The organism is Sphaerothrix gracilis Ecp01, from assembly GCF_030405905.1.
GTDB lineage: Bacteria > Cyanobacteriota > Cyanobacteriia > Phormidesmidales > Phormidesmidaceae > Sphaerothrix > Sphaerothrix gracilis.
Genome location: NZ_JASATW010000017.1, coordinates 86,337 through 107,820 on the forward strand (window position 1 = coordinate 86,337; position 21,484 = coordinate 107,820).

The window sequence follows — 21,484 nt, forward strand, 5'->3', positions numbered from 1 at the left end:
TGGCTCCCAACACTGCGCAATTGCTGACTAAAACCTGGTAGCGTGACCATAAGTTACGTCACAAAAACAACCTTGAAAACGCGCTCGAACTATTGGCATATTATTCCCTACGTGCGGCAGCAGTGGCGTACCATTTTTTACGCCTTTCTTTCGACGCTGGTATTCACGGCTTTTTGGCCGATTTTAGCTTGGCTATCCGGCAAGATCATTTCGCTGCTAGTGCAGGGGCGAGTGGTGGCGCTGGCGCAGGTCGCTGCCTTGACAATGGTGGGCTTTCTGATTCAAAAGCTGGGGCAGTACGGGCAGGATTCGCTGATGGCGAAGGCGGCGCTGCAGATCGCTTTGGATTTGCGGATGCAGGTGTATAGCCATTTACAGCGGCTCAGCCTTGCCTATTTTGAAAAGTCCCAAACCGGAGATTTAGCCTATCGCCTGACTGAAGACATCGACCGCATTGGCGAAGTGGTCAACAAGTTTTTTCACGACTTTGTGCCCTCGGTGCTGCAGCTAGTGGTGGTGCTGGGCTACATGCTCTATCTCAACTGGCAGCTCACCCTTGCAGCTTTGGTACTGGTGCCGCTGCTGGCGATTTTGACGGGCTGGTTTGGAGAGAAGATGCTGCGATTTTCTCGCCGCAGTCAGGATTTGGTGTCTGATCTGTCCTCGCGGCTGATTGAGGTCTTCAGCGGCATTCGGCTGGTGCAGGCATTTGCGGCAGAGTCTTATGAAATCGAGCAGTTTCGCCAAGCGGCGGAGCGTAACCGGCAGGCCCGCTATTCGGCGGAGTGGCTGAAGTCGGTGCAGTATCCGGTGACGGGGTTTCTCTATGCGCTGATGGTGGCGCTGCTGCTGCTGATTGGCTCCTGGCAAATTGCCGAAGAAAACTTAACCGGCGCGGAATTTGGTAGCTACATCGCAGCGGCACTGATGCTGATTGATCCGGTGAACCATGTGATCATTAACTATGGGCAGTTCAAAGAAGGAGAAGCCTCCCTCGATCGCATTTTTGAGCTACTTGCCCTAGAACCGGGGGTGCAGGAGCGACCCGATGCGGTAAGTCTACCAGCGGTGACGGGCAAGGTTGAGTACGAAAATGTCAGCTTTGGCTATGTTGCCGGTCAGCCGGTACTCAAGGATTTGAGCTTGCAGGTGATGCCGGGAGAGGCGATCGCGCTGGTGGGGGCTTCTGGCGCCGGCAAAACTACGCTGGTGAACCTGCTGCCCCGCTTCTATGAACTGCAGGCAGGTAAGATTCTCATCGACGGTCAGGATATTCAAACGGTGACGCTGCGCAGTTTGCGGCAGCAGATCGGCATTGTGCCCCAGGAAAATATTTTGTTTACGGGGACGATCGCCCAGAATATTGCCTTTGGGCGATCGCAGTTTGACTTAGAAGCGGTGCAGGCAGCGGCGAAAGTGGCGAATGCTCACGACTTTATTCAGCAGTTTTCTCAGGGCTACCATACCTGGGTGGGGGAGCGAGGCGTGAATTTATCGGGGGGGCAGCGGCAGCGAATTGCGATCGCCCGCGCGGTACTGCTGGATCCAAAAATTCTGATTTTAGATGAGGCAACTTCGGCTCTCGATTCTGAGTCAGAGGCGCTGGTGCAGGAGGCGCTAGAAAGGCTAATGCGCGATCGCACCGTGTTTATCATCGCTCACCGCTTAGCGACGGTACGCAATGCCGATCGGATTTTGGTGCTGGAGCAGGGGCAGGTAGTGGAGCAGGGGAGCCATACGGAACTGCTGGAAAAGGGCGATCGCTATGCTCATTTTTATGCTCAGCAGTTTCAGGCTTAGTGGAGGCATGAGCGAGACGCTCACACTCTTTCCCGTATCATCAGCAAGGGTAGTGATGGGCAAAGCTTGGCGTGCCCATCACGGCCAAATTGCGTAGAAGATAGGCACGGTGTTGGTAAGTGTGGTGGATAGGCTGAGTTAAAACAGAGACATCTGTTTGCGAATTAGGGCTTATGTCAGAAGAACCGCCGCCGTATGAGCCGACAGCGATTGAGAAAGTCTTTGAACTGCTTGATAAAAAGCTAGTGACGTTAGGTGTTGAAATGGCTTTCTAGAGGGAACGGTCCTTGTCATGAAACGGCTGCTCTCCGCTTTTTTCCCAAAGGACCGTTCCCGCCTGCCCTAGCTGCATGCAGGGAATTTGAGCCGCGTTTTAAGCCTGGGCGAAATAGGGCTATGGACTTTCCTGATACAGCGGCGATCGCAGACGCTCAGCCCACTTCACTTTGGGAGCCGTTACCCGCAGCACCCAGTTCAGCAGCCAAGGCGCAAGGCGATCGCACCACAGCGCCAAACGGCCCTGCCAGCCCACCACAATCTCCGACTTATCCTGCTGCAAGCCCCGCATCAGTGCTTGGGCTACCTGCGGCGGCGTCATCGGCACCACCCCGCGAAACCAGTCAAAGTGCCGCACCATATCCGTATCCGTCAGCGACGGCAGCAACGCTACCACCTTGACGTTGTGCCCCGCCAGCTCGTGCCGCAGAGCTTGGCTAAAGCCCAAAATGGCAAACTTTGTGGCTGAATAGGTCGCCATTGTCGGCGCGGCCACCTTGCCCATCAGACTAGACACATTGACAATGCAGCCCTCCCGCTGAGTTGCCATGCGGCGGGCAATCAGGCGCGTCACCGTGTACAGGCCAATCAGATTCGTATCAATCTCAGCCTGCACCTGGGGTAGCCGCGTTTTGAGAAAAGGCGCTTGATGGGCCACCCCGGCACAGTTCACCAGCAGATGAATCGGGCCGTGGCTTTTCCAGGCTTGGGCAATGGCAATGCTAACCTCCTGGGGCCGGGTCAGGTCACAGCACAGGGGCACGACCTCTACCCCCAAAGCCGCCACTTCAGCCGCTACCTCAGCCAGCTTTTGCCGACTGCGAGCGCTCAAAATAAGCCGACGGACGCCCTGCTGGGCTAGTTCTAGCGCGATCGCTCGGCCAATGCCGCGCGAGGCTCCGGTGACCAGAGCCGTTTTTCCTTGAATATTCATATTGCAAATCTCCTAAATTGAGTGATTCACAAACTGCCTGTGGCTCCCACGAGCCGTTTGGCGATTGAGACAGTTGTGAAATGTCAAGCTGGAATTAGCGCTATGCCCACGGTTGGGCCTACCCGCTCTAACTCCTTACCCAGATGAAGCGAATGCAGTTCATAGAAAGTGCCTCCTAAAAAGGTACGTTGTTCATCGGTAGCAACTGCACTCACAAGCTAACAACCGGATCAAGAAGCTGCAACATTTATTTATAAAACTCGATTTTCTTTAGGTTGCTTAATGTTTACTTCAGGATCGCTCAGGCCGCTTACATGGGCCTAAAAATGTAAAAGATTTCCGCATAACGGGCGATTTTGAGTCCAGGACTGACTGTTTCAGCCGTTAATTTTTCTGAGAAAAGCCAAATTTGGCAGACCATGTCTCTCATGTTTTTGGCTCTAATTTTGAGCATTTTTGTCGTCAGATAGGCTATTGCAAAACAGCGTGAAAGCTACCCCTGCTCAGTGTTTTAACGGTTAGCCAAGCTGATTAAGCTACCGCCAGTGTAAAAACAGACATCTGAGAATTTGTATCGGTTCTTAACCTGTTTTACTCAACCGCCGCGATCGCGCCGCAGCGGCGAGTATCTCCTGCCCCTTCAATTCGCCCATCAGCGTGGGCCATCACGGCATGAACCCCACCAAAAAACATGTTCTGCTGCTGCCACCAAATCCACTCATCCACCGCCCAGCCGGGTAAAGCTTCTATCTGGGTGCGGTCAAATCCTGGTTCTAAATTCAACACGCCCCGCTCCCAGTGGATACGCGGCGCTTTGACTGCTGCCTCAACGGGCATGTCAAAATCCAGCAGATTAGAAATTACCTGCAAAATGGCGGTGCGGATACGGTTAGAGCCGCCTGATCCCAGAGCTAAGCAAGGACGCCCCTGCACTAGCAGCAGCGTTGGAGCCATCATTGAGGACATCCGCTGATTGATCTGCCACCGATGGAAGCCCTGTGGATTGAGATCTTCTTCTCCCAGCATGTTGTTCATCATGATGCCTGTGCCCGGAATCATGTATGACGAGCCTTCACCATTAGAGGTGGTGATGCTGGCGGCATTGCCCTCACCGTCAATCACACTGATATGGGTAGTGCTGCCCCACTTGCTGGCGGCAGCGCCGAGGTCGGCGGTGTAGCTGGCTAGATGTGCTGCTGAGAGAAAAAAGTCGTCAATATTATCGCGGTAGAGGTTAGCGTCATAGCCGTCGCGGCGGGCCTGATTGGTCAGCCGCATCACGGTGGCTAGCATTTGTAGGTGGGCTGGGCTACCGGGCCGCAAGTGACCAAAATCTATCTGCTCTAAAAGTCGCAGGGCAAAGGCAATCAGTGTACCGCCAGAGCTAGGGGGCGGATTGGTCAGCAGCGTAGCGCCACGATAGCGAATCTGCAGAGGCGATCGCTCAATCACGCCGTAATTTGTCAAATCTGCGGCTGTCAGATATCCGCCTTGCTGCTGGCAGTCCTGCACAATCTGCGCCGCGATTGCCCTGTGATAGAAGTCGTCGGGATCGTTTACTAGCTGGCCCAGCGTGGTCGCGAAGTCCGACAGATAGAAGCGATCGCCGCAGCGCAGCGGCGATCCCTGAGGCGCATAGACGGCTCTAACTGCCGGATTTGCCGTCAAAATCGGCGTCAGCAGCTCATAGCAGTAAGCCTGAAAAGCATTCACGGGCACCCCCGCTTTGGCCCAGTGAATAGCCGGTTCTGCCACCGCTGCTAGCGGCAATCGTCCCAGCCGGCGGTGTACATGAACAAGTCCTTTGAGGACGCCAGGGGTGGCGATCGCCCCCAGGCCAATATGAAACTGCTGGGTGGTAGCGCCAAAGTTGGCTTCAATGGGGTAAAAGTCCAGCGGACGGCGGCATGTTTTTTGCTGGGGCGTCTGGGTGAAAAAGTCAAACAGGGTATCGTGGCCCTGGGCTGTATGGGCCAGCAAAAAGCCCCCCCCTGCCAGAGAAGTCAGTACCGACTCGCTGACACAGGCCGTCAGGGCCGCCGCGATCGCCGCATCAAAGGCATTGCCGCCAGATGCCAGCATGGCTGCACCCGCCTCAGCCGTCACGGGATGCCCCGCCGCTACACAACCTTTGCTCTGTTTTTTACCCATATTATCCCCACCCCCCGCATTTCCTCGCTGAGAGACTAGTGGTAACGTAATCAGCCATAGTAGATGTTGCTATGAGCGCCTTTAAGCTGCAGTTCTTCTCAATTTGCTAAGCGATATTAACTTCTTAGCAGAACTGTTTCAGCCTCCAGCTAAGACACTTGTTTCCTTATAGGTGCTGCGCGCTATCTTGCTGACCGTTGGGGATTAGCCTACCATTCAAGGAGAGATGAATAATGAATCGATCAGTCTTTAGCCCAGTCACTGGCGCTGCTGTTGTAATGGCGCTCCTGGGGGGCTGTGCGACTGCTGATCAGCCTGGAGCGGAAACGTCCAGTGAACCTGGCACCTTAGCCCTCCGTGCTAACGGCGAAGATTTTGTCCGTCAGGGCTTCGTCACCAAAGACGGCTGGCAAATCAATTTTGACCATGTTTATGTCAGCCTGGCAGATGTCAAGGCTTATCAAACAAGTCCTCCCTTCGATGCTGATGCTGAGGCCGCCTTGGAAGCAGAAGCAGAAGTGCCGTTGGTCAAAGCTGAAACCGTAGATTTAGCGGCGGGCGACGCCGAAGCAGAGCCGATCCTAGTGACCCAGGTAGAAGCTCCTGCTGGTCAATACAATGCGCTTTCCTGGGAGATGGTGCCCGCCTCGGAGGGGCCAGCGGCAGGTCAGGTGCTGATGCTGGTCGGCACTGCCGAAAAAGCGGGTGAGACAGTAGACTTTACCCTCAAGTTTGATCAGCCCTACGCCTATGTCTGCGGTGACTTTGTGGGCGAAAATCGTAAGGGCATTTTGGAACCGGCAGACAGCGCTGACGTGGAAGCAACTTTCCATTTTGACCACATCTTTGGCGATGGTGAAGCGGCACCGGAGGCAGAAATTAATACGGGAGCTTTAGGCTTTGAACCAATTGCGGCTCTGGCGACAGACCAGCAGGTTGAGGCCGATTTAGCGGCACTGGAGCAACAGCTTGCCAGCGAAGACTATGCTCAGCTCCAGACAGCGCTGCAAGGGCTGGCCCACGTTGGTGAAGGACACTGTCGAGCCACAGAAGTCACTTCTTAAAATGGCTGTTAGGTGGCAGCGGATAATCCTTCGGGTTAAGTCATTTCTTAAACAGGTTAAGTGTGAAAGGCAAACTAATCGGGCCACTGGCGGCTTGCGCTTTGCTAGGGAGTCAAGCCCAGGCGATCGCCCACGGCGCTAGAATCGACTATCAGATCCAGTCAGCCGTGGAGATTCAAAGTAGTTATGACACGGGTGAGCCGATGCAGCAGGCTCAAGTAGCGGTTTATGCCCCTGATAATCCCAGTGAGCCGTGGCTGACGGGGGAGACAGACGACAGCGGCAAGTTTACCTTTACCCCTGACACCGAAATTACGGGCAACTGGGAAGTTCAGGTGCGACAGGCAGGGCACGGTGATATTGTGGCGATTTCGCTGGGCGAAGATTCCCAACTGCAAGCCGCCATTGTTAAAGGCAGCACTGGCTACAGTGCCTCCCAGCTCATTCTCATGGGTCTGATGGGAGTTTGGGGCTTTGTGGGCACGGCTTTGTTCTTCTGGCGGAGAAAGGGCTGATGCATATTCCCGACGGTGTTTTGCCAGCGCCGCTAGTTCTGGCGGGCTACGCTGGCACCGGGCTGGCGACCTGGTACTCACTGCGTCAAATCAACCGTTTCGAGAATCCCCAGGCGGCGGTGCCGAAGGCGTCTTTACTCACAGCCGCTTTCTTTGTTGCTTCTTGGATCCACATTCCGGTACCGCCCACCAGCGTTCATTTAATTTTGAATGGCCTGTTGGGGACGCTGCTGGGCTATTTTGCCTTTCCGGCGATCCTAATTGGCCTGCTGTTTCAGGCCGTCATGTTTCAACACGGCGGCCTATCTACCTTGGGGATCAATGCTCTGATGATGGGAATTCCAGCGATCGCGGCTCACTATATCTTTCGGCTGCGGTATCGGCTCAAGCTAACTCAGGCCAGAAGTCTAGCCGTTTTGGGCTTTTTTTCCGGCGCGATTGGCTTGGGGCTGGCAGTGCTGATTTTCTTTAGCCTGCTGATTATCTTTTTGCCGGCTGGATTTAATCCGCAAACGGAGCGCACCGCGATCGCCGGTTTAGCCTTAGCCCATCTGCCTGTGGTGGTGCTGGAAGGGTTCTTCACCGCTTTGCTGGTGTCATTTATCTACCGAGTCAAGCCGGAGCTTTTGCCACAGCAATGAAACTAGGGCTAGACGACTATGCGCGGTTAGCTTCGCCTATCCATCGATGGCTGCCTAAATATAAGCTGATTGGCCTGATGGCCCTGATTTTGGCTTTCTCGTTCGTCCGCAGCTTAGCCTTACTGCCGGTGATTGCCCTCAGCACGTTTATGTTTTACTACGCTGCGGGTCTGCCGCTGAGCTTTTGGCGGCAGCGCCTGCAGGTTCCCGGTGTCTTTCTGGCTATGGTGGTGGTGCTGCTGCCGTTTCTATCGGGCAGTACGGTCATTGCGACGCTGGGGCCGTTGCAGATTTATCAAGAAGGTTTGCTGGCAGTCGTTTTGGTTTCAGTTCGTTTTGTCTGCATCTTGACCTTGGGGCTAGTGCTTTTCGGCACGGCCCCTTTTTTTGAAACCATTCGGGCCATGCGATCGCTGGGCTTACCGCCAATTCTGGCTGATATGACGGTGCTGACCTACCGCTACATCTTTGAAATTGGCGACTACTTCCGCTCCATGCGAACCGCCATGCAGCTTCGCGGCTTTGACAGCCATCGCTTTAACTGGCGCACCTTTAAGAATCTAGCGGCGCTGGCCGGTAGCTTGCTGATTCGCAGCTATGAGAAATCAGAGCAGGTTTATAAAGCGATGCTGCTGCGGGGCTATGGATACGGTGACCCTATAAAAGGGCCTCAGTTTAAGCCAACTCGCCGCGATCGCCTGCTTTTAGGGCTAACGTTCACCCTTGCGGCAGGTGTTTTAATTGGCGAACTTGTAATAAATTAATAGCTCCAATTTTTTTATTTCTTTTCAAAAAGTTTAATAAACGCCGATAAACAAATTTGCGATTCTTCGGGCTTAACAAGCGGTTTTAACAAATTATTTTTAAGCTAGTAGCAGTAACATGTTGTATCGCCCCTATGCTAAATCAAGCTCAGCAGGCCATTAGCAGACTGGATTATCCTCAGGTGAAACAGTCTGGTATGGATGCTCTGAAGATCGCCAATCTTGGCTACGCTTATCCAGATTGTCCCGCCGTCCTGCAGGGAATTGATCTCAACATTGCGGTAGGTGAGCGAGTTGGGCTGATTGGGCCAAACGGTGCTGGAAAAACGACTTTATTTCTCTCCATCTGCGGCGTCCTGATACCTCAAATGGGAGAAATTCAGCTTTTTGATCAGGTCGTGCAGCCGGGAAAATTTCGGCCAGAAATTGGCTTGGTTTTTCAAAATCCTAGCGATCAGCTTTTTTCCTTGTCTGTTGAAGAAGATGTCGCCTTTGGTCCTACTAATATGGGATTTTCCGGCGAGGCGATTGAGGAACGGGTTTGCGAAGCGCTCCATCTCACCGGGGTATTTGATTTGCGCCATCGCCCGCCCCACCATCTATCGGGAGGAGAAAGACGCATGGTGGCGATCGCCAGCGTTTTAGCCATGCGGCCCCAGTTGGTAATCTACGATGAACCCAGTGCCAATCTAGACATGCGATCGCGCCGCCGCCTCATTCGCTTTTTACAGGAAGCCTCGCAAACCATTCTGGTGTCTTCTCATGATCTAGAACTCGTACTCGAAGTCTGCGATCGCGTCATTTTGCTCGATCAGGGGCGGATTGTGGCCGATGGGGTCGCCGATGAAGTGATGGCTGATGCCGCGCTAATGGAAGCCCACGGTCTAGAGCGACCCCACTCCCTGAGCCATAGGGTTGAGCGATAAGCAAAGGGTCAGGAGCTACGCAGTGCAAAACTTGAGACACTAGCGGTAGGATCCCCCCTGCCCCCTTATCAAGGGGGGCAGCGACAGCCGGGGGGATTTCGCGAGCGGTTAAAACCTCGTCAAGTGCTTAAGTCCTAAGGGTGCTGAGCTTGAAACGCTCCTCTGCGCCGTCTCTCCCCTAGGCTTAAGACTTGGGACTTTACTCTAAAAAAATCCCTGCCCGTAATTCAGGCAGGGATTGAGAAAATTTTGGCTGGCTCAAGTAAGAGCACGGCCCAGCCTACAGCTTATTACTTGATGCTAGCTTTAGCACCGGCATCTTCTAGCTGCTTCTTAGCCTCTTCAGCTTTCTCTTTAGCCACGGCTTCTTGAATCGCCTTAGGCGCAGACTCGACCATTTCCTTGGCCTCTTTCAGACCCAGGCCGGTCAGAGCCCGCACAACCTTGAGAATGGCGATCTTCTTGTCAGCCGGAACTTCTTCCAGAACGACATCGAATTCGGTCTTCTCTTCTTCCGGCTCAGCCGCAGCCGCACCGCCAGCCGCACCCGCCATCATACCTGGCATCATCATCATGCCGCCGCCTGCAGAGGCAGATGCATCGACGCCAAAAGCTTCTTCAATCTGCTTAACTAGCTCAGAAGCTTCTAGCAGAGACAGGGTTTTGAGCTGTTCTAGAATTTGATCAGTTTTTTCAGACATGAGTGAACTTCCTATAGTCAGTTAAGGTTTTAGCTAACAAACACAAAATTGGCCCTGTTAAGCAGCATCGGACTGATCTTTGTCCGCCACTGCTTTGATGGCCCGTGTCAGAGAGGCCGGAACTTCTTTGATACCGACGGCCAGCTTGGTGGGTACCGCATTGATACCAACAGCCAGCTTGGTCGTATTGGCCTTAAGCGCTCCCGCAATCCGAGCAATCAGCTCTTCCTTAGAAGGCAGCTCAGTGATGGCCTTGATATCGTCTTCAGTTAGCGCCCGCCCTTCCATGACCCCACCCCGCAGGGTGGTTTTTTTGGTGTCTTTCTGAAAGCCTTGATAGGCTTTGATTGCGCCACCCAGGTCATCTTGGACTAGGAGAAATGCAGAAGATTCCTTGAGAAACTGCTGCATAGGTTTCCACGCCTCATCCCCATCTACGGCAATCCGCATCAGGGTATTTTTCGTGACCTTACAAACAGCCCCTTTTTCTCGCAGGCGATTACGCAGATCGGTAATCTCGGCTACGCTTAGCCCCTTATAATCAATCACCAATGCTAGCTGAGCCTCACTTAGGAGATTCTGCAGCTCGGCGACGATTTCCTTCTTGTCTTCTAACGTTCTCCCCATACCGGGTTTCACCTCCTCTATTCGGGGATAACAACGAAGCTAATCTCTTCCTAACCACCAGTACATCAAAGCCTCAGTCATTCGACCGAGGCTCAGTAATCTCTCAAACTGCGGATTACGCAAGGTAAACCTAAGCTTCTTAAAGATTCCAAACCTCGGCAGGCTAATTAAGCGATCGACGCCCCTACTGTCTACGGCTGGCTATTCGGTTAGGAAATTACTGAAACGGCGTCCTCCTTTAAGACTCAGGCTTTGATGTATTCGCAAACTTTTAGGCAGCTTCGCCCAGCTTGAAATCGCGCAGGGCTGACGTATCGATCGCAATGGCAGGCCCCATCGTAGCGGAAACATAGACGCTGCGCCAGTAGCGGCCCTTAGCTCCGGAGGGGCGGTTGCGATCGATAGTCTCTTGCAAAGCTTTCAGATTAATGAGTAAATCATCGGCTGAAAAACTGGCCTTGCCAAACATAACATGAACAATCCCTGTTCTGTCAGCCCGGAACTCCAATTTACCCGCCTTAAACTCTTCAATGGCCTGAGCCAAATCGAAGGTCACGGTGCCGCCCTTGGGCGAGGGCATCAGACCGCGAGGACCGAGTAGACGACCTAGCTTTGCCACTTTCGGCATCATGTCTGGCGTTGCCACCAGCACGTCGAAATCCATCATGCCTTTTTGGATTTCGTCGATCAGTTCTTCAGACCCGGCCATGTCAGCCCCGGCTTCAGTGGCTTCTGAAACTTTTTCTCCTCTAGCCACTACGGCAACGCGAACTTCCTGTCCGGTTCCTTTGGGCAGCGCTACCGTTGTTCTGAGCTGCTGATCGGTGTATTTGGGATCGATGCCTAAGCGAATGTGGGCTTCGGCTGACTCTGGAAATTTAGCGGTTGCTGTTTCTTTAAGTAGCTGCAGGGCTTCTAGGGGCTCGTATAGACGCTCCTCTACCTTGGCCTGTAGCTCCTGCATCCGACGTGAAGTTTTTCTAGACATAGTGACTCCTTGGGGTAATCGCGAAGCCTCAGCCTCTCCCCCGAATAGTTGTTTAACTCTGGATTGATTAGCTGATGGTGATGCCCATATTGCGGGCAGTACCCTCAACAATTTTCATCGCTGCCTCAATATCATTGGCGTTGAGGTCAGGCATTTTGGTCTGAGCAATTTCCTGAAGCTGATCCCGCGTGATGGATCCTACTTTGACTCGGTTGGGTTCACCCGAACCTTTGTCTAAGCCAGCGGCCTTTTTGATTAAAACCGAGGCTGGCGGTGTCTTCAGAATAAAGGTGAAGCTTCTGTCTTCAAAAACAGAAATCTCAACCGGAACTACCAGACCTACCTGCTCTGATGTTCTGGCGTTGTATTCCTTACAAAACGCCATGATGTTAACCCCGTGCTGACCCAAAGCTGGGCCAATAGGAGGAGCTGGGTTAGCCTTACCTGCCGGAATCGCTAGCTTAATAATTGCAACAACCTTCTTCGCCATTGATTAACTCTCTTTTTGTACCTGATTAAATTCCAGCTCTACGGGCGTATCTCGACCAAAGATGGACAGGAGCGCCTTGAGCTTGCTGCGCTCTGGGCTTACCTCAATGACTTCACCTTCGAAGTCTTTGAACGGCCCGGACAGCACAACAATCTTGTCTCCCGGAGCCATGTCAACTTTGACAACCGCTTTTTGCTCTTGCGTCTGCTTGAAGATGCGCTCTACCTCAGACGGACTGAGCGGCATGGGTTTGACGTGGCCACGACCGCGACCATAGTGTCGTCGCTGCTCTGCCCCCACAAAGTTAATCACATGGGGGGTGTTTTTAACCACTGACCACGCTTCGTCATCCATGACCATCTTGACCAAGACGTAGCCTGGAAAAACTTTTTCGTCTATGTTTTGACGACTGCCGTCTTTGCGCAGCTTGACGGCGGGAGTTTGAGGAATCTCAATTTGAAAAACTCGGTTGGCGACATCTAGCGTTTTGATCCGCTGCTCCAAGTTGAGCTTGACCCGCTTCTCGCAGCCAGACGCCACCTGAACGGCATACCATCGGCCTCTGGCCTTAGACACGCCCTCTTCAGGGGAGTCAACTTCCGCCTCCATCGGCTCTTCATAACTGAAATCATCCGATGTGAAAGCCATTTAAAACACCTGTCTAGAAGCAAAACCAAAGAGCTTGTCAATGAGATAGATAAAAGTCGCTGAAAGACTCACCATCAAGATGACAGCGGCTGACTCGCTGATAAGCTGCTGGCGACTGGGCCAAACAACTTTGCCAAGCTCTTCCTGTGTCCCCTTCAAGAAGTCTGCAGCGCTAAAGCGACTTTCGGAAGTCTTGACCTCCGCTGTCTCCTTGGCTTCTGTCTTGTCGGATTTTGTGTCTTTCTTAGCCACAACTAACCTATTGATTTTTCGTCAAGCTTGCAGACGGACAAACCGCTTGCTCAAAGATGGGAACAGTTTCAGCTAGCTCTCAAGCCAACCTGCCACTGCAGAGTTGCCAGCATTACCTTGAACCACCCAAACAACAATTCTACCCGAAGTCCAGCCACTTGAGTACTTTGAATCAAATACGCCGAGTGCTTCGGGTAGTCGTTGATGGCAGTGATCCAGCGCGCCCTCGAGGACTCGAACCCCGGACATCAGGTTTTGGAGACCTGCGTTCTACCAACTGAACTAAGGACGCATGTAGCCTAGGTTAGCGCTTGGCTTTGCTAAGTCTATAGTAAAGCTAAGTTGACCCTAGGAAGCGACAACTGCAAAATTTCCCTAGACAGGGCGGTCGAACCGCTGCTTGAGTCGAGTTGCCTTACCTACGCGATCGCGTAGATAGTAGAGCTTGGCCCGGCGAGCTTTGCCTCGACGCAGCACTTTGATATTCGCTACGCGGGGGGCATGGAGCAAGAAAACCCGCTCAACGCCGACGCCTTGGAAGATTCGCCGAACCGTAATCGATTCGTTGATACCGCCATTGCGCATAGCGATTACAGTGCCTTCGTAAGGCTGAATCCGCTCTTTGCCGCCCTCTTGAATCCGGACGCCAACGCGAATAGTGTCGCCGACGTAGATTTCGGGTAGATCTTTTTTAAGATGTTCCGCTTCGATTGAGCGGATAACTGCTTCAGCGTTCATAAGGCCTTAAAAAGCACACGGTCTTTAATACTACGTCAAAAATCACCAAAAGGCTAGCCCTCAAATTTAATTTGACTGAACCCCAGAAAATCTAAGGCTAGAGTCAGTATCTGTGGCGATCGCTCCTTAGGCTTTAAACCACCCGTTGCTTTAACATAAAAGTGAATCTTGCTATCGCCAAATCCTGTTTACTGGGCGTTTGCCCTTTGCCGCTATGCAATCTGTTCAGCAACTCCTGCGCGTCTTTTGTGTCAGTCTCTGCCTGTTAATTCTGGTGGCGGCAGGGCTAGGCTTGCTTTTAGGCTGGGCAGAGGATGCAGCGGCGATCGCTATCACCCAGCAGGATCCAATTGAGGTGCAGGTGCATTTGGGCAATGAAGCCGACGCGCTCAAGTTTGAACCAGAGCAGCTAACGTTTACAGCCGGGCAGCGCTATCAGCTCGTTTTAGAGAATCCCAGTAGCCAGAAGCACTATTTCACGGCCAAGGATTTTGCTGACAACCTTTGGTCGCAGAAGGTAGAAGCTGCTGGCGTGGAGGTGAAAGGGGCTATCCATGAGCTAGAGCTGAAACCGGGAGCACAGGCAGAATGGGTATTTGTGCCGATGAAGCCGGGCACTTATGAGCTGCACTGCTCCATTGCCGGACATGCTGAAGCCGGCATGGTCGGACAGCTAATTATTTCTGATTCTTAAACCGCTAGTCGCCGGACTATTATTCACTCCCTTTCGTATGAACATCTTGACCAACCTACTTGCTAAAGCTTCGCCCCGCCTGCCAGTAATCGATCGCCCGCGTAAGCGCGTTCGGGGCGTCGAGCTAAAAAACGAAGCTGAAATTAACACCATGCGGCAGGCGGCCCGCATCGTGGCTACCGTTCTTAAGGAAATCAGTGAACAGGCTAAGCCGGGGATGACGACGGCTGACCTAGATGCCTATGCCGAGGAACGTATTCGCGCCCTAGGGGCTACGCCTAGCTTCAAGGGCTATCATGGCTTTCCCGGCTCTATTTGCGCCTGTATTAACGATGAAGTGGTACATGGTATTCCACGGCGGCGCAAGGTGATTCGCGCCGGGGACGTGTTAAAGGTCGATACTGGGGCGTACTATGACGGCTTTCACGGTGACTCCTGCATTACGATTGCTGTTGGTCAGGTCAAGCCTGCGGCCCAAAAGCTGATTCGCGCGGCTGAAGCGGCCCTCTATGCGGGGATTGACCAGGCTAAACCGGGCAATACGCTGCTGGATATTGCCGGGGCGATTGAAGACTCGGTGCAGGCAAATGGCTTCAGCGTGGTGGAAGAGTTTACCGGACATGGTGTGGGCCGCAATCTGCACGAACCCCCTTCCGTGTTTAATTTTCGGACTCGCCAACTGCCCAACCTGAAGCTACAGCCGGGAATGACATTGGCGATTGAGCCGATCTTAAATGCGGGGTCTAAGCATACTAAAACCCTTAGCGATCGCTGGACGGTTGTGACCGTGGATCGTTCCCTCTCGGCCCAGTTTGAGCATACGGTCTTGATTACGGCGTCTGGCTACGAGATTTTGACCGATCGGACACTGGTTTAGCGGGCGGCTGTCTCTGCTGAGTCAGGGGGCTGAAAGCAGCGATCGCGATCGTACTCAACTGTGACTTGGTAAAGATAGGCTTGCGGCGAGTTTTCAGGGTCGAAGGGCTGCTCTTTGACTAAGGCGATCGCTTTCTCGTTCAGACCTTCATAGCCCGTGCTTTGCAGCAGTACCGGATCGGCGGCGAGGCTGCCGCTGGTGGTTACAACTGCCCCTACGTTAGCCGTTTGCGGCACCTGTTCTAAACACACCTTCAGCGGATAGGCCAGCGCCACCTCTGACTCAATCGGCTGGGTCATATCAGCCGGAATCGCCGATGCCATGTCGTTCAGCCACTGGTTCAGATTCTGGGTAGCTTCTGCAGCAGTGGTGTCAGCTGGATTGTAGGCATAGGCCCGCCGCAGATAGTTGATGTAGCTGACTAGGGCATCTGAGGCAATCATCGGTTTAGCCGCTAGGGTTTTGGCATAGGCTAGCAGCGTGGTGAGTCCCTGAGCTTTGTCTGGGGCCGCTGGTTCAGAGGGCTGAGGCGATCGCGGCTGCTCAGCGGGACTGGTCACAGCGGTGGTGCTATCGGGAGGGAGAGCCGCAATTTCTGCTGCAGCCGAGCGGCGGCTGTCTGTCTCGTTGGCGGTTTGACGACGACTGGGCTGGCGAGCGGAGGATGAACCGGAGCGATTCGTCTGCGCTGAGGAACGAACAGAGCGGGAGCTGGCCTGAGGCGGGCGCTGAGGGGTAAGTGCTGGTCGGGGCTGAGCAGATCGCACTGACGCAGATTGAGGACCGGAGGCTGGCTCTTCAGTCTGAGACTCTTCAGCCTTGAGGGGCACGCGGGAAATGCTGATGGTTTCTTGCTCAGCCGGATCCGGTACGGGCACCTCTTCTGAGGACGAGAGCGGCATAAACAGCACCAGAGCATGAAGTCCCAGGGCCATCAAGAAACCAAGAGGAATCCAACCTATGAGCGATCGCGTTGGCAGCGGCCTATTTACAGGGGACATGGTTCTTCGTGGACACTCTTTCGGGAACTAGGAACTTGCTGGATAACGGGCAATATTCGCCCCATAACTGCCGTTGATGATTCAAGATCAAAACTGACTACTACGACTGACGCGGATCTGTCTGCCAGACTAAAACCGCTGTACCGCCTCTCAGATCTACCAGAGATACATAGGCAGCCGGGGTGCCATCGGCATTGCTCAGGGTATAAAACCGCTGACCGCCATACAGCTCGTACTGGGCCTGCTCAAATCCTAGCCCAGCCGCTGCCGCTGTTTGTCGCAGGTCTTCTTTTGCCACTAAATCCACGTTGCGGGTGATGTATTTAAAGACGCTGACGTCAGCGACGGGTTGCCGGTTGCTGTCAAAAAACAGACTTTGCTGCTCTGGCGTTAGGTAATTCTCTATCAGCGGTGAATATAAAGAATCCCACTTGTCAGTCTGATCGAAGTTGCCATAGTCCACCTGATCAAAGCTGCCAAAAAATTGGCCTTGAGCTTCGTAGTCAAATGTGGCTGATGAATCTTCCTCCAAGGATTGATTAAAATCCTGTTCGTCAGCGCCGCTCTCGTCAGTGTCCGTATCGGACTGCAAATCCTGTCGCTCCTCGTCCGTCAGAGACTCTTGGAGCTGGGCTAGCTTTTCAGCCGCTGGTGGCGCTGGCGCTCTGGCCGGAGTCGAGGGAGGCTGGGTTGGCTTCGCCGCTGGGGGTGGAGGCGTGACCGGGGGCGGGGCTAGATTGAGGATATCTACCGGAACAATCTCTGCTTCCGGCTCAGGCAGTTCCTCTACTTCAGATACTTCAGCTTCAGGATCTAAGGCTGAAGGCACTGGCACTACCAGCAGCAGGCCATGCAAGACAATGGAGACTATCACCAGCGGATGATACAGCCAGTGCCAGAGGGGAGAGCGCGATCGCCGCAAATTTGAAAAATCGCTCATCAGTCACGCGATAAAGGCGCAGCTGCGACGGCAAATCCCAGGACTCACCGCAGGGCTGCCCCAGGACTCACCGCACTGCCGCTTTTACAGCACATAGCCCCAGATAGCACCAGATAGCACCAGGGCTAGCAGGCTAGCTTGGCTTATTCGCTCTCGCCGTCTTCCTCAAAAGCGGAGTTGAGGAGAGCGATGACGCTGCTGTCAGCCGGGGCACCGCTGAAGACGGAACCCGTAATTTCCTGGGCGACGAGGGCCTGCCCCAGCAGGTAGGCGTCATCAGAAAGCGGCACATAGCCGACATCGGAAATTAGATAGCGGTTGTCTTCACTGAGATAAAAATCAACAAAACTCTCTACCTCAGGCCGATCTAAGGCATCTTTGCGAACGTAGATAAAGATTGGCCGGGAGAGAGGCGTGTAGGTGCCGTTGTTCACCGTCTCAGCGCTGGGAACAACCGGGCCACTGCCGCTGTCAATCGCCACAGCCTGTAGCTGATCTCTATTCTCTTCATAGTAGGCCAAACCGAAATAACCCAGGCTACCGGGGGTGCCCGCTGTTCCTAGAACGATGACGTTATCGTCTTCGCTGGCGGTGTAGTCGGCCCGGCTGTCACCATCAATGATGACTTCGCTGAAGTAGTCAAACGTCCCAGAGTCGGTACCAGGGCCAAAGAGAGTTAGAGCCTGATCTGGGAAACTGGGACGAATTTGGTTCCAGTTGGTAACGGTACCTTCAGCCGTTGCTTCCCACATGGTCTTGAGTTCATCTACGGTGAGAGAATCAGCCCAGGTATTGCTGTTCGGCACAACCACGGTAATGGCATCGTAGGCAACCGGAACTTCGATATACTCAACCCCATTTTCGGCGCAGGCTTCAATTTCTTCATCCTTGATCGGACGAGAGGCCCCTGAAATGACGGTTTCACCGGCACAAAACTTTTTGAAACCGCCTCCGGTTCCCGAAATACCAACAACTACGCTAACTTCGGGGTTTTGAGCAATAAACTCCTCGGCCATTGCCTCACTGATGGGGCCGACGGTGCTAGAACCATCGAGTAAAACTTCTGTTCTATCTTGAGCTGATGTATTCGCGGTTAAAAGTCCTAGCGTCGCAGCTAGAGCAGCCGCTCCTAAGAAAATACGACGATTCAGCATACAAACACTCCGCAGCGATAAGTTTTTTTGCGTCAAAAGCAAGCCAAAACTCAGGCTACGGGGTGGAGATTAAGGGTAAACCCCTAGATAGTTTATAGAAACTTTGTGTTTGGGTTAAGGAATTGTGAGGCGATCGCTCGTCGGCCTAAATTTCTGCCACTGCCCGTTCAATCAAACGCCGCGCCAGGGTTTGTATACCGGTGTGTTCGTAGTAGTTGGTGCTGATGTCGAGAAAAGCGCCGAAATAGTCCAGCTTGTCGTCTGCGATATCGACGAATTTTTGAAAATTCTGGGTGATTTTCTCTGGGGTTAGTCCCTTCTGCGCCACAAAACTGCCCATCCAGTCCTTAGTTGAGTTAAAGCTGGCTTCCATAAAACCGAGCTGCTGGGCCGTATTGCTGCCGGGAATCAGGTCGCGAATCCGCTTGAAAGCCCCATTTTCCTCTAGCTCTTTGGGGCCAAGGCGGCTGAGCACTAGCTGGGCCTGTTGGATGAAGTTAGGCCCCAGGGGAATCAGGCCGTCAAAGGAAACCAAAGCCGCCATGCGAATGAGGGATTCGCCGCTGTAGTCACCTAAAGCGCGCACAAAGTCACCAATGCTGTCGCCAGGTATGCCGTTGATTTGGCAAAAGGCCACCACTTCTGTCACCAGCTTGAGGCTAAGATCGATGGTTTGCGCTTTTTCGGCTTTGGGCGTCAGTTTATTGAGAAAGCCCAGCAGGGAGACCTTTTCGCCGACCTTATTTGCCAGAGCGGCAGTACCCAGTGCTCCCCCAGTTTTGTCGATTGTCTGGTAAAGCCACAGCGCCCGCTGGTAGCCCTGGGACTTGTCGTTGAAAAGCTGAATGGCCCGCTCGCCAATTTGCTGAATCAGGGCCTCGTTGGTTTCCCCTGTGACTTGGCGAATCGTGTTTTCAAAGCCGACGACGTTGTCCCACTCGCCGGGCAGAGCAAAGTCGAGCGATCGCAGGGCATACACCGTCAGATTGCGCTCTGGCAGTTGGTCAACAAGTTCGTAAATAGGCTGGCTCATGGTGTTTTGCTCTGAATTACTTTACTAAGCTTTCTAGTCCGGCTAAATCAAACTTTTCAATCCAGGCTTCCCGGTCGGCGGCGGTAAAAGTGCTGTCTCTAGAGAGGACTTTTACCTGCAGGCGATCGCCCACCAAAATGCTGGTCGTCGTATCCCCCAGCGTCACAGCCGGATAGCCCGCAATCGTGCGATCGCTATTTTCATACTTCGCTACTGCCGGTGGATTGCTGGCCGTATCCGACACCGCCAGCATCGCTAGCTCAGCGCCGTCTCGCTTTAGCTTGGCTTCAGCAAAACCCGACTTTTCCTGCACGTAGACCCGCTGGTAGCCGTCTGCCTCCGGCGGAAAATACTGATTGAACTGGCTGCCCGGCAGCACGTCGGCCTGGGTGGCGGCAGGGGGAGCTGACTGGGCCTCTTCCCAGCGAGATTCAGTCTGAGGGGCGCTGCAGGCCGTTAGCAAGAGAACAACTGCTAAGAACAGCGGTGCCATAGATCGAACTGATAATCGAACCGATTGACGCAACATAGCTTTTTGGCGCATGGCTTTCCCTCAAGAATCTGATCGACTGCTGAATACAGGTGACTCTAGAATATTTTCTTCCGTCGTTTTAGCAAAGCTGATAGGGGCAGAAAAGCGGCTGTGAGACAGAATTTACGTCTCCGTTCTCGATTCGGTGAAATTTTTGAGTCAGCTCAGCCCATAATGGGGACTGTGAAATTCAACGCCAGCGAATATGCCAAGAACACCCAGCGAATACGTTATTCACATGCTGATGGAAGGCGGACACCACGAAGAAGTTCGCTTTGCCACCGTTCAGGAATTTCAGAAATGGTACAGCGGTGAGCTGATGCCCAAAGCCAGCTCGGATGATTTCATCAGCGTACCCGTGCCCAAAATTAACCCGGGGGAATATATGGTAGTGCGTCCCTCAAAAATTATTGGTATCCGGGTGGAACCTGTCTTCAGCTCTAGCGTCGAGCGCTATTAGAACCAGACGAGACGAGAGAATTGCGCTATCTAAGGCAGATTGTTTGTTTCCTGATGGGCCTAGGCTTGGTCATCGCTGTAGCAGGTGGCCGGGGCCTAGCGACAGCGCCCTTGCAGCCCGTTGCCTTTACGGTGGCTGAGACTGAAGCGATCGCCCCTTTGGGCTACGACGAACAGCTTTGGGGGAGTGAGGCGGAGCCAGGAGACTGGCGATCGCTGCTGCAGGCCATTGACCACAGCCTCGGCTACCTAGAGACACCCCAAGCCGCTGCCGCTTACGCTGACTATCCGGTGGCCGGTATTACCCGCGATCGGGTGCGCCGCAGCCTCAGACGTTTCCGGCAGCTAGTGCGCACTAGCCCCACTCCTGCAGCCCTGCAGGCCGCTGTTGAGCGGGAGTTTGTCCTATATCAGTCTGTGGGACACGATGGCGCTGGCACAGTTGACTTTACCGGCTATTTTGAACCCACCTATACCGCCAGCCGGGTGCCGACTGCGGAATACCGCTACCCGCTCTATCGCCGTCCCCCCACCTTGGAAACCTGGACGCTACCCCATCCGGCGCGAGCAGCGCTAGAGGGCCGCGACGGCCTGCAGGGATCCCAGGGGCCACTGCGGGGACTAGAACTGGTGTGGCTGCGCGATCGCCTAGAAGCGTTTCTAATTCAGGTGCAGGGGTCAGCGCGGCTGGAGCTGACAGATGGCACCCAGATGACCGTGGGCTATGCTGGCCGAACTGAATATGAATACACCAGCATTGGCCGCGCTCTGATAGAGACAGGCAAGGTGCGAGAAGAAGACCTCACTTTGCCCGTTTTGATTGACTATTTTCGCCAGTTTCCGGCTGAACTCGATACCTATTTGCCCCGCAACCAGCGCTTCGTCTTCTTCCGCGAAACCTACGGCTCACCCCCCATCGGCACCCTATCGGTACCCGTCAGTGCTGGCCGCTCCATCGCCACCGACAAGTCTCTCATGCCCCCCGGCGCGCTGGCGCTAATCAACGTAGCTCTGCCCTGCCGCCAAGCAGACGGCACTTGGGGAGCCGCAGTCACTAGCCGCTACGTTTTAGATCAAGATACCGGCGGCGCGATTCGCGGTGCTGGCCGGGTTGACCTGTTTGTCGGCACAGGCCCTGATGCGGGCGATCGCGCTGGCCTGATCAATACGCCAGGACAGCTCTACTATCTGCTGCTCAAAGACGATTAGCCGATGTTCGCTAGGCCAGGCGCGACAAGGCGCACCCTCTGGGAAACGAAACTCGGATGGTATACTAGCA

Annotated in this window: 25 protein-coding genes, 1 tRNA gene and 1 other annotated feature; of the genes, 10 read left to right on the forward strand and 16 right to left on the reverse strand. The window is 53.8% G+C overall.

What is annotated here, in order from left to right:
- Positions 1-72 precede the first annotated feature (72 nt).
- Positions 73-1,800 (forward strand): ABC transporter ATP-binding protein, encoded by a 1,728-nt coding sequence (locus tag QJQ48_RS18525; RefSeq protein ID WP_346292733.1) that lies wholly within the window; start codon positions 73-75, stop codon positions 1,798-1,800.
- Positions 1,801-2,194: 394 nt separating this feature from the next.
- On the opposite strand, the gene QJQ48_RS18530 is transcribed toward QJQ48_RS18525, so the two are convergent.
- The 3 genes from QJQ48_RS18530 to ggt form a co-directional block, all read right to left on the reverse strand.
- Positions 2,195-3,010 (reverse strand): SDR family NAD(P)-dependent oxidoreductase, encoded by an 816-nt coding sequence (locus QJQ48_RS18530; protein WP_346292734.1) that lies wholly within the window; start codon positions 3,008-3,010, stop codon positions 2,195-2,197.
- Between the two features lie 83 nt (positions 3,011-3,093).
- Complete coding sequence (locus QJQ48_RS18535; protein ID WP_346292735.1) at positions 3,094-3,225, reverse strand: hypothetical protein; 132 nt, start codon at positions 3,223-3,225, stop codon at positions 3,094-3,096.
- A 376-nt stretch (positions 3,226-3,601) separates the two neighbouring features.
- Positions 3,602-5,161 carry a gamma-glutamyltransferase gene (gene ggt, locus QJQ48_RS18540; RefSeq protein ID WP_346292736.1) on the reverse strand — a complete coding sequence of 520 codons (1,560 nt, stop codon included), beginning with the start codon at positions 5,159-5,161 and terminating at the stop codon, positions 3,602-3,604.
- Positions 5,162-5,394: 233 nt separating this feature from the next.
- Between ggt and QJQ48_RS18545 the strand changes: the two genes are divergently transcribed.
- From QJQ48_RS18545 to QJQ48_RS18565, 5 genes are all read left to right on the forward strand, one after another.
- A complete protein-coding gene (locus QJQ48_RS18545) occupies positions 5,395-6,225 on the forward strand; it encodes a DUF4382 domain-containing protein (protein WP_346292737.1) in 831 nt (276 codons plus the stop codon).
- A 62-nt stretch (positions 6,226-6,287) separates the two neighbouring features.
- Complete coding sequence (locus tag QJQ48_RS18550) at positions 6,288-6,740, forward strand: carboxypeptidase regulatory-like domain-containing protein (protein WP_346292738.1); 453 nt, start codon at positions 6,288-6,290, stop codon at positions 6,738-6,740.
- Complete coding sequence (gene cbiM, locus QJQ48_RS18555; protein WP_346292739.1) at positions 6,740-7,381, forward strand: cobalt transporter CbiM; 642 nt, start codon at positions 6,740-6,742, stop codon at positions 7,379-7,381. Before QJQ48_RS18550 ends, cbiM begins: the two co-directional genes overlap by 1 nt.
- Positions 7,378-8,145, forward strand: coding sequence for a cobalt ECF transporter T component CbiQ (cbiQ, locus tag QJQ48_RS18560; protein WP_346292740.1), 768 nt, complete (start codon positions 7,378-7,380; stop codon positions 8,143-8,145). The genes cbiM and cbiQ overlap by 4 nt, the downstream gene beginning before the upstream one ends.
- Positions 8,146-8,342: 197 nt before the next feature.
- Positions 8,343-9,071, forward strand: a complete 729-nt coding sequence (locus tag QJQ48_RS18565) for an energy-coupling factor ABC transporter ATP-binding protein (RefSeq protein ID WP_346292777.1) — start codon at positions 8,343-8,345, stop codon at positions 9,069-9,071.
- Positions 9,072-9,361: 290 nt separating this feature from the next.
- Here QJQ48_RS18565 and rplL read toward each other — a convergent pair whose 3' ends face one another.
- The 8 genes from rplL to rplS form a co-directional block, all read right to left on the reverse strand.
- Positions 9,362-9,772, reverse strand: coding sequence for a 50S ribosomal protein L7/L12 (gene rplL / locus QJQ48_RS18570; protein ID WP_346292741.1), 411 nt, complete (start codon positions 9,770-9,772; stop codon positions 9,362-9,364).
- A 57-nt stretch (positions 9,773-9,829) separates the two neighbouring features.
- Complete coding sequence (gene rplJ / locus QJQ48_RS18575) at positions 9,830-10,399, reverse strand: 50S ribosomal protein L10 (RefSeq protein WP_346292742.1); 570 nt, start codon at positions 10,397-10,399, stop codon at positions 9,830-9,832.
- A 56-nt stretch (positions 10,400-10,455) separates the two neighbouring features.
- Positions 10,456-10,614, reverse strand: a sequence feature (ribosomal protein L10 leader region).
- Between the two features lie 56 nt (positions 10,615-10,670).
- On the reverse strand, positions 10,671-11,387 hold the full coding sequence (rplA, locus tag QJQ48_RS18580) for a 50S ribosomal protein L1 (RefSeq protein WP_346292743.1): 717 nt from the start codon (positions 11,385-11,387) through the stop codon (positions 10,671-10,673).
- Between the two features lie 67 nt (positions 11,388-11,454).
- On the reverse strand, positions 11,455-11,877 hold the full coding sequence (rplK, locus tag QJQ48_RS18585) for a 50S ribosomal protein L11 (RefSeq protein WP_346292744.1): 423 nt from the start codon (positions 11,875-11,877) through the stop codon (positions 11,455-11,457).
- 3 nt (positions 11,878-11,880) lie between these two features.
- A complete protein-coding gene (nusG, locus tag QJQ48_RS18590; protein ID WP_346292778.1) occupies positions 11,881-12,486 on the reverse strand; it encodes a transcription termination/antitermination protein NusG in 606 nt (201 codons plus the stop codon).
- Positions 12,487-12,525: 39 nt separating this feature from the next.
- Complete coding sequence (gene secE / locus QJQ48_RS18595; protein ID WP_346292745.1) at positions 12,526-12,777, reverse strand: preprotein translocase subunit SecE; 252 nt, start codon at positions 12,775-12,777, stop codon at positions 12,526-12,528.
- Positions 12,778-12,996: 219 nt separating this feature from the next.
- Positions 12,997-13,069: transfer RNA gene (locus QJQ48_RS18600), tRNA-Trp, on the reverse strand.
- An 83-nt stretch (positions 13,070-13,152) separates the two neighbouring features.
- Entirely contained in the window at positions 13,153-13,515 is a 363-nt protein-coding gene (gene rplS / locus QJQ48_RS18605) for a 50S ribosomal protein L19 (RefSeq protein ID WP_346292746.1), read from the reverse strand.
- 214 nt (positions 13,516-13,729) lie between these two features.
- Here rplS and QJQ48_RS18610 point away from each other — a divergent pair, with 214 nt between their 5' ends.
- Both QJQ48_RS18610 and map read left to right on the forward strand, forming a co-directional pair.
- A complete protein-coding gene (locus QJQ48_RS18610) occupies positions 13,730-14,209 on the forward strand; it encodes a cupredoxin domain-containing protein (RefSeq protein WP_346292747.1) in 480 nt (159 codons plus the stop codon).
- 37 nt (positions 14,210-14,246) lie between these two features.
- A complete protein-coding gene (map, locus tag QJQ48_RS18615; RefSeq protein ID WP_346292748.1) occupies positions 14,247-15,086 on the forward strand; it encodes a type I methionyl aminopeptidase in 840 nt (279 codons plus the stop codon).
- Here map and QJQ48_RS18620 read toward each other — a convergent pair.
- The 5 genes from QJQ48_RS18620 to QJQ48_RS18640 form a co-directional block, all read right to left on the reverse strand.
- Positions 15,083-16,087, reverse strand: coding sequence for a hypothetical protein (locus QJQ48_RS18620; protein ID WP_346292749.1), 1,005 nt, complete (start codon positions 16,085-16,087; stop codon positions 15,083-15,085). The two genes, map and QJQ48_RS18620, sit on opposite strands and share 4 nt — an antisense overlap.
- A 100-nt stretch (positions 16,088-16,187) precedes the next feature.
- On the reverse strand, positions 16,188-17,027 hold the full coding sequence (locus QJQ48_RS18625; RefSeq protein ID WP_346292750.1) for a hypothetical protein: 840 nt from the start codon (positions 17,025-17,027) through the stop codon (positions 16,188-16,190).
- 143 nt (positions 17,028-17,170) lie between these two features.
- On the reverse strand, positions 17,171-18,181 hold the full coding sequence (locus tag QJQ48_RS18630; protein WP_346292751.1) for a PstS family phosphate ABC transporter substrate-binding protein: 1,011 nt from the start codon (positions 18,179-18,181) through the stop codon (positions 17,171-17,173).
- Positions 18,182-18,326: 145 nt separating this feature from the next.
- Positions 18,327-19,214 carry a hypothetical protein gene (locus tag QJQ48_RS18635; RefSeq protein WP_346292752.1) on the reverse strand — a complete coding sequence of 296 codons (888 nt, stop codon included), beginning with the start codon at positions 19,212-19,214 and terminating at the stop codon, positions 18,327-18,329.
- A gap of 16 nt (positions 19,215-19,230) precedes the next feature.
- Complete coding sequence (locus QJQ48_RS18640; RefSeq protein ID WP_346292753.1) at positions 19,231-19,707, reverse strand: hypothetical protein; 477 nt, start codon at positions 19,705-19,707, stop codon at positions 19,231-19,233.
- A gap of 244 nt (positions 19,708-19,951) precedes the next feature.
- Here QJQ48_RS18640 and QJQ48_RS18645 point away from each other — a divergent pair, with 244 nt between their 5' ends.
- Complete coding sequence (locus tag QJQ48_RS18645) at positions 19,952-20,206, forward strand: hypothetical protein (protein ID WP_346292754.1); 255 nt, start codon at positions 19,952-19,954, stop codon at positions 20,204-20,206.
- A 53-nt stretch (positions 20,207-20,259) separates the two neighbouring features.
- Positions 20,260-21,414 carry a murein transglycosylase A gene (gene mltA / locus QJQ48_RS18650; protein WP_346292755.1) on the forward strand — a complete coding sequence of 385 codons (1,155 nt, stop codon included), beginning with the start codon at positions 20,260-20,262 and terminating at the stop codon, positions 21,412-21,414.
- Positions 21,415-21,484: the final 70 nt, after the last annotated feature.